Genomic DNA, 12,782 nt, shown 5'->3' on the forward strand with positions numbered 1-12,782 from the left:
AGTATTATTTTTTATTATCTTGATCTAATATATGTTGTAACAATCTCGCAAACGAGGTGTCATTTGGAGAAGAAAGCATGGTAATGTGCTCTCCTTCGGCTTCCCACACCCTTAGCTTCCGGGTATGAGGTTTCCATCCAAAACCTTTCTTGTCCGGTAGGTACCCCGATGCTATTTTGGCCTTTATCAAGTCTATTGTTCCATCGTAGTACTTGATTTCGTAATCCCGGCATGCTTCTTTATAAACGTATTCTACTCGTTTATAGGTTTTAAGCAAGGAGGATTCTGCATTTTCCGGTTCCGGTCGAAACCGTTTCCGTATTTTTTTCATTTTCCTTTCAAACGAAGCTTTTTTGATGCGTTTAAAAATCTCCGGATGCTGGATCATTAATTCCACATCAAACTTTCGCTTTCCCAGAAAATGCCGGATTCTATTCCAACAACGGATCTGGAAACGTTCATGATGATCGCTTTGAATGGCATAGGTGTCAAAAAACACCAGCTTTTCCACACTTTTCCCCATTTTCTTCAACTGGGTAGCCATTTCGAAAGCTATTATTCCTCCTAACGAATATCCTGCCAAAAAGTACGGTCCGTCCGGGTTTTGTTGCAAAATTTCTGAAAGGTATTGGGAAGCAATCTCTTCCACTGTATGCAAGGGTTGCTCGATGCCGTCCAGTCCTTTGGCTTGAATGCCAAATACCGGCTGCTCCCGGTCCATTTCTCTAGCCACGGCATAAAAGGGCAAAATATTCAATCCACCTCCATGGACAATGTACAAGGGCGGCTTTGAACCGGTCTTTTTGATGGCCACCAGGCTTTTCCATTCACTATCACCTAAAATACCCCTTTTGATCGCCTGTGATAATTTTTGGATGGTCGGATACTTAAATAGCACTGACAAAGGCAATCGGATACCATACACTTTCTCCAACTGAACCATCACCTTTACCGCTGTCAGGGAGTGCCCTCCTATTTCGAAAAAATTATCCGTTTTATGAATGGAGGGCAGCCCTAGAGCAGCTTTCCAAATATCTGCTACCAGCTTTTCTTCTGGTTCCAGTTCTGTCTCGCTTTTTTTGGAAGTGGTAACGATCCGTCTGTCTGGATCCGGTAGTGCATTCCGGTTTACCTTGCCATTTTCCAATAGAGGAAAGGCCTTCATCCAAATGAAGTCTGTCGGAATCATGTAATCGGAAAGTGTTTGCGCCAGTTGGTCTTTCCACCTGCGTACCCACGCGGTGTCGGGATATTGCCATTCCTGAATATGAAAGGAAACTTCCTGGTCCAGGGTGAGGTAAGCGGTCAAAAACGCTTGTCCATGACCGTCTTTTCTAACTTTAACGATGGCCTCTGTGACCCCCGCTAGCTGTTTGATTCCGCTTTCCACTTCAGCCAATTCAATTCGATATCCCCTGATTTTGACCTGATGGTCCAAACGGCCACTGACAACCAATTCGTCAAACGCATTGATCCAACCCAAATCTCCGGATTTATAGACTCGAACGGGCATTGCGTCTCCGATCAGCATTTCTGTAAATTTTTCGTTGGTGAGTTCCTCCTGATTCAGGTACCCCTTCCCAACACCATGCCCTGCAATGTATATTTCCCCCTTTCTTCCCCTTTGAACCGGATTTCCATACCTATCCATTATTAGGATCTGCGTATTAAGTACCGGCTTTCCAACGGTGATCTCCTCATCTGACCTTTGAATGCGTTTAATGGTAGCATATACCGTTGTTTCAGTAGGACCGTATACATTCCACAGCTCAGCACAAAGAGGTAGCAAGCGATCTGCCAGTTTTCTTTCAAGGGGCTCTCCCCCGCTGATTATCCGTAGGTTTTCGAAGCCACGGATCCAGCCCCCCTCCAGTAATAATTTCCAGTGTGATGGGGTAGCAAACATGACAGTGATTTCCCTTTTCTCCAACTCCTTGATGATGAAACGGGGATCTTTTCGCTGATGGTTATCCATCAACACTACCTGTGCACCAAATGCTAATGAAACCAGACTCTCCAGCAGTGCAATATCAAAGGAAACCGAGCTGACGGAAAGAATTTTATCCCTGGGAGAAATGCCTGGGTGCGATTCTACAACAGAAACAAAATTGAAAAGATTAAGGTGATCCAATACCACTCCCTTTGGTCGGCCTGTAGTGCCGGAGGTATAAATTATATAGGCAGCATCTTCAGGCAAAGATGCTATCTCCGGATTCTCACTTGGGTATTCCCTGCACCTATCCATAAAATCCTCCCAAACAATCTTTTGAACCTTCGTTTTTGCTTTCCGGACTACGTTCATTCCAGTAATATAAAACGTACAGGAATCGTCCAGCATGTAATCTATCCGGTGGTCCGGATACCCGGTATCTATGGGCAAATACGCCGCTCCTGCCTTGAGAATACCTAGAATACTTACCAGAAATTCCGGGGATCTTTCCAACACTATCCCTACGATTTGCCCTTTTTGAAGCCCTTTTTCCTTTAAATACCCTGCTAATTGATTCGCCCGGGTATTTAGTTCATCAAAAGACATTTCTTGTTCCCCAAAAAACACGGCTGTCTTATTGCCCTGCTGGCTTACTACCGCCTCCATAAGGTGCTGTATGGGAGTATACCGCCCGCGTATTCCGGAAAGGGGTTCTATTTTGCCCAGGCCCTGAAATTTCTGGCCTGGCAGTAGCTGGGATAATTTTTGATCCGGATTAGCCAATCCTGCTCCCAGGATCTGCTTGTATTGGGTGGCTAGGGTTTTAACTGTTTTTGTATCAAATAGGTCTTTGGAATATTCGATGCGAACCCGAATGCCATCGGATTCTTCCTTGACCAAAAACGTAAGGTCAAATTTAGAGGTGCGCTGAGCGTAGGGAATCACTTCCATCGAAAACCCTTCTGCCCTGTTCAGGTCCTCGTTGCCATATTCCATGACAAACATAACTTGAAAAAGTGGGTTGACACCAAATTGTCTGCGCTGGGCTGTGGCAGCTACTATCTTCTCAAAAGGAACATCCTGATGATCGAAGGCTTCGAGCGCATTTCGTTTTACTTCCAATAGAATCTGTTTAAATGATTCCTCGGGATGGACAAGACTTCGGATTGGTAAGGGATTGACAAAGTACCCTATAAGTGGCTCGGCTTCTACCTGTTTCCTTCCGCCCATTGCCGTACCTACACATAGGTCTTGCTGCCCACTGCTTCGCTCCAAAAGCGATTTAAAAACAGTCAGCAAAATCATAAATGGTGAAACGCCAAGCGTCTGACCCAATCGCAACATGTCTTTTCTCTGGTTCTCAGCAATAAAAAAATCCAGTATATCTCCCTCATGGGTTCGTTGATGAACCTGCTCAGCTCCCCCGAACAGGTTAAGGGCTTGCACGCCTTTCAACTTTTCTTTCCAGTAGCGTAATTTTTGCTCAAACCCTGGCCCACTTAGTCCTTTCCGCTGCCACAAAGCGTAATCTGCGTATTGTATCTTCAAATGGGGCAAAAACAAACTCTCTCCCGTTTTTTCTGCCTTTACCAACGCAAAAAGCTCTTTGATAAACACGGGTATGGACCAGCCATCGAATGCAATATGGTGCACAACGACAAACAACAAACATTCATTCGAGCTCAGGGAATACATTTTGGCGCGAATCATAAAATCCTTCCCAAGATCAAAGGGTCTTTCCAAAAATTCGGCCATGTCTTCGTTTGGAATTTGGAAAGCTACCTCAGGTGGATTTTGCCTGGCCTCAAGCAGCTCCCATCCCAAGACGGGTAAAACCTGCTGCCAGGTATGTTCTCCTTGTTCCTTAATAACCGTTCGCAGGACTTCATGGCGCTCCAGAATGCTTTTGATCGCTTCCTGAAGTATTTCCCTTCGGGTTTCCCCGGTTAGCTTCAAAAGGACGGGAATATGGTACTGATTGGAGCCTTCCAGCTTATCCGTTAACCAGAGACTTTCCTGCCCAAAGGAAAGGGGAACCACATCCGGGCGGGGCCTGAATGGAGTTATCCGGGTGTTTTCTACTTCCTTGTGCTCCTTTTCTTTTATAAATTTCGCCAGTTCGGATACCGTAGGATGGGCAAATAACTCACTGATATTCAATTCAAATTCGAGAGATTCCTTTATTCTCCCGATCAGCCGAATGGCTAACAAGGAATTTCCTCCGGATAAGAAAAAGTCATCTTTTATTCCCGGAGTATCTGATTGAAGTACTTTTCGCCACAGCTCCAGCAGGTCGCTTTCCAGCAAGGTAGCTGGCGCTTCAAAATCATCCTCCTCAATTTGGCGCACAGGGGTACTTTCAAGTTGATTCCGGTCCACCTTTCCATTCGGGCTAAGCGGAAAATTCTCCAAAAACTGCATCCGGGACGGAACCATGTAGGAAGGCAACACTTTTTTCACCTTTTCTATCAGCTCTTTTGCGTCGAGTTGTTTTTCGCCCGTATAGAACCCGCTTATAAACTTTTCCCCGGAAAAGCGGGTCTGAAGAACAACTGCTGCATTTTTTACTCCTTCAACGGTTTGTATGGCGGAAGCTACTTCCTCCAATTCGATCCGGTACCCATTAAATTTTACCTGGTTATCCAACCTGCCCAGGAATTGAATTTTACCGTCCATTTGCCACACTCCCATATCGCCGGTTTTGTAGATTAAGGCTCCGTTCGCCGTATCCATGGGATCTGGAATAAATTTTTCAGCCGTTAATTTGGGTCGGTTTAGGTAGCCTTGTGCCAATCCGCTACCGCCAAGGTAAATTTCCCCGGGAACTCCTACCGGGCAAGGCTGAAGATCTTGATTCAAAACATAGGCATAGCTACCTGCAATGGGCCTTCCGATAGAAAGCACCCCGCCAACTTGAATTCTTTCACAGGTGGAGTAAGTGGTGTCTTCCGTAGGACCGTAAAGGTTTCGTACTGAAATTTTTTCCAGATCCAACCGATCCACGAGCCCTTGTGGAATCCGCTCACCAGCCATGTTTAGGAGGCTGACAGAAGACAAGTCCACCCTCTCTTCTACCAACTTCTGAACCAGACTTGGGACGGTGTTGATCAAAACATCTTGGTCTTGGCTTAGGAATTCGGGAATCTGAAGTCCATTTTGGAGAATCCGGATGGGCTTTCCGTAAGCCAGGGGAAAAAACAATTCGAAAATCGAAAGGTCAAAACACATGGAGGTAGCGGCGTACATTAATCCGAAACTTTCGGAGTCGAATTCCCTACCACACCAGTCCAGAAATGCTGCCAGGTTGCCATGCGTAAGCGAGACTCCTTTGGGTTTTCCCGTGCTGCCGGATGTGTAAATTACATAGGCCCTTTGGTTAGGAAATAACGGTATCCGCTCCAAAGCTCTTTTTGGGTTTTCAAGATTTGCGTCCTCTATTAGAAGTAATTTCCCATTATTTCCCGACAGGTCCGCTACACCAACGGATTCCTCGTCTGCCAACAGGAATTTGGCCTCACAATCCGCTAATATAAAGTTTATCCTTTCTTTCGGGTAGGCCGGATCCACCGGTACATAGACGGCTCCTGCTTTCCAAATAGCCAGCATGGCCGCTACCATTTCTTTTCCTCTTTGCACCAAGAGGACCACGTGATCTCCTTTGCTTACACCTTCCCCTATTAACCAGGTCGCCATTTGATTTGCTAGCTGGTCCAAGGCCCGGAAAGGAAGCCGATCCTTTCCCAGCAACAGGGCGGTGGCATTTCCTGAGTCCCGAACCTGCTCCTCAAACCGGTCGAAAAAGCTTCTGTATATCCGCTCCGGACCAACGTTATTGCTACCTGAAAGTTCTTCCATTTCCCTTCGGGATAGCAAGCGCTGCCGGTTGATTGGAAGTTGGGGCTTTTCGGGGATCACCTTTACTAAACGCCTGAAATGAGCAAGCATTCGGCGCATGGTTTCCGGGGCAAAAAGACCCTTATCGTATTCCAGGAGTCCGCTAAGCCGGTTGGTGTCTCCGGAAAGGGTCAAGGTTAGGTCGTATTTGGCGGCAAGCGGATCCGTTTCCAGATTCCTGGCTTCGACACCGGGAACCTGAAGGTTTCCGGCATCCGCCGTACCTTGATGCATGACAAAAAGGGTGTTGAAAAAAGGCTTCCTTTCCCGATCGCCCCCAGCAAATGCTTCCACCAGTTTGATCAATGGAACCTGACTGAATTTCAGTGCCATCAACACCTCTTTCCTGACCTGTTGCAAAAAGGTACTAAAAGCATCTTCAGGATTTATCCGCGATCTTAGGGGCAGGGTATTGATAAAATAACCTATCATCTCCTCAGAGCCGGGCAAATCGCGGTTTAGTATGGGGCTGCCCACAGATATATCTCGCTGATTACTATACCGGTAAAGCAACACTTTAAATACAGCCAAAAAGGTCATGAAAAGGGTCGCCTGATTTCTTTCACCCAGTTTGGCAAGGGGGCCGAATTCATGGTTTTCCATTTCAAAGCGAATGATCCCCGCTTCCCGAAAATCTGAGCTTGCTTTTTGGTTTTCTTTAGGCAATTTCAGGGTTTCACTTCCCGCCAGTGCTTGTTTCCAGTAAGCCATACCGGTATTAAATTCGGGCTGCTTAATCAAACCCTCCTGCTGCCGGATTAGGCTCGAGTAGTCTGTAACCGCAACCCCTCTATCCATTTTCTCTCCGCTGAGTAGATGGCGATAATGATCAGATACCTCACGAAGAAATACTTTCATCGAATAATCATCAAAAGCAATGTGATGAAAAACGAGCCCAAGGGCATGGGTATTTTTTCCATCTGTAACCAACATTCCACGGATCATGAAGTCACTTTTGAGATCAAATGAACGTTGAAAAAAAGGAGCGAATTTTTCCTGGTAATGGGCGATGGAAAATTGTTTTCCTGGTTCCTCACTGATGAGCAAATGCCAGTCCTTTTCGGATTTACGTGATACCTGATCGATTCCTGTTATACAGGTTCGGAGGGCTTCGTGCTTTTTCAGCACCGCCCGAATGGCTTCTTCCAGCACCATTGGATCCAGCTTCCCGTTTAGCAGGTAGGCGACTGGAAGGTGATAGGCAAGCGAACCTTCCATCTGATCCACCAACCAAAGGGATTTTTGCGCTGATGAAACCGGGGAAAGAGGTTCGTTGGAAGAAGTACCAGGAGCATCCGATGCTTCCGGTTCTTCCGCCTCGCGTTTCAGGAGCAATCCGTGCAGCTCAGAGATCGTGGGGGATTCAAAAATAGCCGCAACACTAATTTTATAGCCATGCTCCTTTTTCAAATGGGCGGCTAGCCGCATGGCTGTCAGGGAATTTCCTCCCATCTCTAAAAAATTGCGCGAGGGATCTATACGGTCCACCCCTAAAACATGTTCAAAAGCATTTTTCAGATACTGTAGTTCCGGTGCAAATACCGCTCCCTCAGTGCTATTCCTATCGGCTGGTATCCCAGCCAGCAGCGCAGCTTGGTCTACCTTCCCATTTTCCGTGAGCGGAAAGTGATCCCTGAATTGAATTTCACCCGGTACCATGTAAGCGGGAAGGTACCGACGTAACTGTTGTTTGCAGGTTTCCGGATCCAATTTTCCTTTGGGTACCACAAAAAGGACCATCCGTTCCGGGCCCGCCGTTGATTTGGATAGCAGGGCAAGGGCTTCTTTTACCTCACCGGTGTCATACAGTACTTTTTCAATTTCTGAAAGATCTATTCGGTTGCCCTGCAACTTAATCTGCCTGTCCTTTCTTCCCTCAAATACAAAGGAGCCACTTGGAAGCATGCGAACCTGGTCCCCCGTTGCATACATCTTTGATCCCTTTTCCTCACTAAAAGGATCCGGAAGAAATCGGGCTGCTGTCAAGACCGGGTCTTTCCAATATCCCAGAGACACCTGCCCTCCCCCAATAAATAGCTCTCCTGTCGCTCCCTCGGGAAGCCTGTTGCCGTCTTGGTCCAGGACATAGCATTGGACACCCAAAACCGGACTACCGATGGCAATCGGACCCTGATCCGGCTTGAGTTCTTCTACCGTTGACCATATGGTCGCCTCTGTCGGACCGTACTCATTGTATAGCCGTACCTGTTTCATGGTGCCAAAATGGTTGGCTGCCAGGTCTTCCGGCAAACTTTCGCCACCCAGAATAACCCGTTCCAATTGCTGGTTTTGCAATAGGTCCTGATCCAGGAGAAAGCGGTAATAGGCTGGAACACAAAGCAAGGTGTCGGTTCCTTGCAGCAAGCCAGGAAGGACATCCACCTCCTGAATGGAACGGATAGAGCTGATGACAAGACTTCCTGCCGTGCACAATGGCCAAAAAATGCCTGCCAGGGAAGCATCAAAGGTAAACGGCGGAATCAGCAATAAATGCGGAACACAGTCGTAATAATCGATTCTGCTTCGGGTAGCCTCGAACAGCTGTCGGTGACACACCATGACTCCCTTTGGCTCTCCGGTACTTCCAGAAGTATAGAGAACGTAGGCCAGGCTTTCGGGATTGACCTTCAACGTCGGAAATATTTCCTCCTTCTCAATCTCCAAAATATGTTCGTAGGTATGGACAGCAATAGGTTCATCTCCTGACCTGAAGTGAATTTCTTTATCATCGGTAAGCAGTACCTCCGAACCCAGCTGCTCCAGGATCGTTCGTTTTCTTTTTTCCGGCCAATCAGGGTTTAAAGGAACGAAAGCCTTACCGGATTTTAGGATTCCCAGAATGGTAGCAATGTAGCGGAAGGAGCGACCCATACTCACCGGAATCAGGGGCTGGTCAGCAAATTCAGGATCTTGTAAAAAGCGAGCCATTTTTTGGGAAAAAGTGTCCAGTTGGGCGTACGTATACCCCCCTTGTTCATCTGTCAACACCTGATTTTGAGGCGAAATCTTGACTTGCGCTCGAAATAAATCAAGGACTGTCTGGGATCCTACCTCCGTATCACTGTTGGTTTCGCTCAAAAATTTCCTTGTTTTCATTTACTCCTTCTCCAATCTTGTGCACCATTTCTTGCGGGCAGGTCACTTATTATAAATTTCGTTTAAATCCTTTTTGGCAGTACTCCAGCAGCCTTTCCAAACGAGGCACTGAATCAATACTTATCGGCACCTCGTTCCCAGCCTGATAATGATTTAAAAGGTGCTTTCGTAAAATAGAAAAAAAAAATTACCTTTTCCCAAAAACTTGCTCTTCTTACCTGCCTGTAGATCGGCAGAATTGTCTTACCATTCAAGATGGATGAGTCTGCCATTGCGTTCAGAGAGAGCGGCAGGTAGTCAAAGCCAATTTCTCGTAGTTTGAGAACGGCATCCTGAACAATGGATTCAAGAAATGATGATCTAATCATATGAAAGGAAAGGATCCATTAATTAGGTTAATAGGTAAATTTCATATCTATAATTCATTTTTATAGATATGAAATGCAAATATATGCAATTTATTCCGCTCCATCCTAGCTTCTTTGGAAATTAAGCCTTCCGTATCGAGTCACTCATGCGAAAACCTGATTACTAGAATTTTTTTTGGTACAAAAAGTGTGCTTAAATTCAAAATAATGTTCACTTTGTATATTTGCAGCTACTGCTAGAAGTTATGAATCCATTCCCTTCCAAAAAAAGACTGGCGCATATTGTTTACGAATCGGATGACCGGGCGTCTAAAAACTTTGATTTGGTGTTACTCATCCTTATTTTGATGAGCGTCACCGTGGTGATTTTAGACTCTGTGGAAGAAATTCATAGGGACTATGGGCGTTTTTTATATGTACTCGAATGGTCTTTCACCGTGGTGTTCACAGTGGAATATTTTATCAGGATCTGGCTTAGCAATGATAAACCCGGATACCTTTTTGGATTTTATGGGTTGGTGGATTTTTTGGCCATTTTGCCTTCTTACCTGAGTCTATTTTTGTTTCAAACCCAGTACCTAACGGTCATCAGGGCCTTACGATTTTTGCGAATTCTCCGGATCTTAAAACTTCCTCATTATATCAGTGAAGCCTCGGCATTAAAAAGTGCCTTAAAACACAGCCAACCAAAAATTCAGGTATTTGTGGGATCCGTTCTTACCATCGTGTTGGTGATGGGCTCCGTTATGTACATCATCGAGGGGCCTGAAAGTGGTTTCACCTCCATCCCTCGCTCCATGTACTGGGCCATTGTCACCTTGACCACCGTGGGGTACGGGGATATTGCCCCTACCACTAGCTTTGGTCAATTTGTGGCAGCACTCATCATGCTTCTGGGCTATGCCATCATTGCCATCCCTACCGGAATCGTCAGTTCTGAAATGACGGCTGCCAGGTTTGATCAAAAAACACCGAGAAAAAACAGCACTAGCGTTTGTTCCGGATGTGGGCGTCAAAACCATGGTCCCGAGGCTGAATTTTGCGAAAAGTGCGGAACAAAATTAGAACCCCTGGACTCCTGAAAACCCAGGGGTTTCGTAGATCAGACCGTAAATCCCCCGTCAATGACATAGGTAGCACCGGTGATGAACTTGCTTTTGTCTGATGCCAGAAATAGGGCCAGGTCTGCAATGTCTTCGTTAGCCGCATACCTGCCCAGTGGAATCATTTTGGTAAAATTTTCCTTTACCGTATCCCCCATACCCGGAGCAAACCCGTCCTCCAGAGAACGCATCATTCGGTTATCCACAGGGGAGGGATGGATGGAATTTACCCGAACCTTGTCCGGAGCACCTTCCAAAGCCCCTACGCGCATCAAACCGATGGTGGCGTGCTTGCTGCCCACGTAGGCGCTTACCTGGGCCGTACCTCTCAATCCTGCCACCGACGAAGTGATGATAACCGAACCCCCACCGTCCGATTTCATGATGGGAAAGGCATATTTCATGCCCAGCCAAACCCCTTTCACATTTACACCCATCACCTGATCAAACGTCTCCTCGGGATAATGCTCCATCGGCTTCACCACGCCTTCCATCCCTGCATTCAGAAATAACACGTCTATCTTACCCAACTCGGCCTTTACCTTGTTGGTATAGTTTTTTACCTCCTCTGCCTTGCTCACGTCGGCCTGTATGTACAGCACCTTTTCTGATCCCAGGGTCTCTTCTGCCATTTTCAGGTTTTCTTCACTAAAGTCAACAATGGCTACGCCTTTGGCCCCCTCTTCTAAAAAGAGCTTTGCTGTGGCCAGGCCAATTCCGCCTGCTCCACCGGTGATCAATGCAACTTTATTTTGTAACATCATGATTCAGAAATTTTAAGGTCTACGTTGATTTTATTTACTATCTTAAATTTAAGGTAATTACAGGACATAATGCCTTTGGAATCTCATCTAAAAACATGAGAAAAATCAGGGTAACTCAACGGCTTCAGCAAATTCCTGACCGGTAAAAACCAGGCTAAAATAACCATACAGATTAAATAGGCAGTCCTGGATTCACTGCCGCTTTCAACCGCTTTCGGAGAGAAACCCAATCGTATCGTTCAACTGTTGATATGATAAGATTTTAGTAACTTGTGTCCTAAGTATTAACCTTAAACCCACCAAAAGCATGCAACTAAAATGCCTATTTATTAAAGCTCTTTTCTTATTCCCCCTGCTTATTCATGGCCCCTCTTTTAAATGCCTGTCGCAGCCTAGCATTTCCTGGAACGAAATTTTAGATCAAAAGGCCTCCTGGTATGGGTCGGAAAAGGCAAGTCAAATTGCCGAAAACATTCTCCTTTACCAGAAAGAAAACGGCGGCTGGTATAAGAATATAGACATGGCGGAGGAATTGTCGGATACCGAAAAAGAAAGCCTGATGGCGGAAAAATCAAATAGCATGGGCACCACCCTGGACAACGATGCGGGATTTATACAAATGGAATACCTGGCCAAGGTGTACCATCAGACCGGAGAACCCCGATATAAAAATGCCGCCCTTGCAGGCTTGGATTACCTGCTGGCAGCCCAGTTTGAAAATGGGGGCTGGCCGCAATATTATCCGCTGCGGGAGGGATATTATTCTCATATTACCTTTAACGATGGGGCCATGATTCAGGCCATGAACCTGCTCCGGGAGGTGGCCAATGAAGCACCCCTTTATGCCTTTGCCGGTAAATCTAGGAGGAAGAAAGCCCGGGAAGCCATTGAAAAGGGCCTGGAAATAATTTTGGCCTCACAGATTCGGGTAAAGGGACAACTCACCGCCTGGTGTGCGCAAATTGACCGGGAAGACCTGCATCCGGTACAGGCCCGGGCCTACGAGCTGCCTTCCATTAGTGGATCCGAAAGTGTGGGAATCATCCAATACCTGATGCAGCTGGAGCAGCCGGATGCGGCTGTAATCGAGGCGATTGAAGGCGCTGTAAGTTGGTTTCAGGAAGTAAAGTTGGAAAACATCCGACTGGATCGGGTGGAAAACCCCGATTTGCCCAGGGGTTACGATCTCGTTGTGGTTACGGACCCCGACGCCGGCCCCCTTTGGGCCAGGTTTTACGAAATTGACACCAACCGTCCGATTTTTGTCGGTAGGGATAGTATAGTACGGTATGCCTTACACGAGATCGAACACGAAAGGCGGGTCGGCTATAGCTATCTGGGATCCTACGCAAAAGAGCTGCTGGAAAGGGACTATCCGGAGTGGAAGAGGAGGATGGGGGAGGGAGACTGAGAGACTTAGAGACAGGGAGATTTGAGACGATTGCCGGGTGTGGGGAGATAGGTGTTTTTGGTCACAAAGGACACGGAGGGGGCACGAAGGCCGCGGAGGTTTTTGGGGGAAATGATTTGTGACGAAGAGACTTAGAGACGAAGGGACTGGGAGACTTAGGAATGGGGGGATTTGAGGACGATTGCCTGGCGTGGGGAGGTAGGAGTTTTTTTGTCG

Annotated in this window: 5 protein-coding genes; 2 read left to right on the forward strand and 3 right to left on the reverse strand. The window is 46.7% G+C overall.

Translation table 11 applies throughout. The features are described from left to right. Positions 1 to 4: 4 nt before the first annotated feature. Together GJS45_RS22365 and GJS45_RS22370 are read right to left on the reverse strand one after the other, a co-directional pair. Positions 5 to 8,902: a non-ribosomal peptide synthetase gene (locus tag GJS45_RS22365; protein ID WP_162344120.1), complete on the reverse strand. Its 8,898-nt coding sequence runs from the start codon at positions 8,900 to 8,902 to the stop codon at positions 5 to 7. Positions 8,903 to 9,033: 131 nt separating this feature from the next. Then, complete coding sequence (locus tag GJS45_RS22370; RefSeq protein WP_162344121.1) at positions 9,034 to 9,288, reverse strand: hypothetical protein; 255 nt, start codon at positions 9,286 to 9,288, stop codon at positions 9,034 to 9,036. A 245-nt stretch (positions 9,289 to 9,533) separates the two neighbouring features. Here GJS45_RS22370 and GJS45_RS22375 point away from each other — a divergent pair, with 245 nt between their 5' ends. Beyond that, the gene (locus GJS45_RS22375; protein WP_162344122.1) at positions 9,534 to 10,370 is read left to right on the forward strand and encodes an ion transporter; all 837 of its coding nucleotides are present in this window, start codon (positions 9,534 to 9,536) and stop codon (positions 10,368 to 10,370) included. A gap of 20 nt (positions 10,371 to 10,390) precedes the next feature. Here GJS45_RS22375 and GJS45_RS22380 read toward each other — a convergent pair whose 3' ends face one another. After that, positions 10,391 to 11,155, reverse strand: coding sequence for an SDR family NAD(P)-dependent oxidoreductase (locus GJS45_RS22380; protein ID WP_162344123.1), 765 nt, complete (start codon positions 11,153 to 11,155; stop codon positions 10,391 to 10,393). A 307-nt stretch (positions 11,156 to 11,462) separates the two neighbouring features. On the opposite strand from GJS45_RS22380, the gene pelA reads away from it, so the two are divergent. Continuing rightward, positions 11,463 to 12,566 (forward strand): pectate lyase, encoded by a 1,104-nt coding sequence (pelA, locus tag GJS45_RS22385; protein WP_162344124.1) that lies wholly within the window; start codon positions 11,463 to 11,465, stop codon positions 12,564 to 12,566. Positions 12,567 to 12,782 lie beyond the last annotated feature (216 nt).

The organism is Cyclobacterium salsum, assembly GCF_010119245.1.
GTDB lineage: Bacteria > Bacteroidota > Bacteroidia > Cytophagales > Cyclobacteriaceae > Cyclobacterium > Cyclobacterium salsum.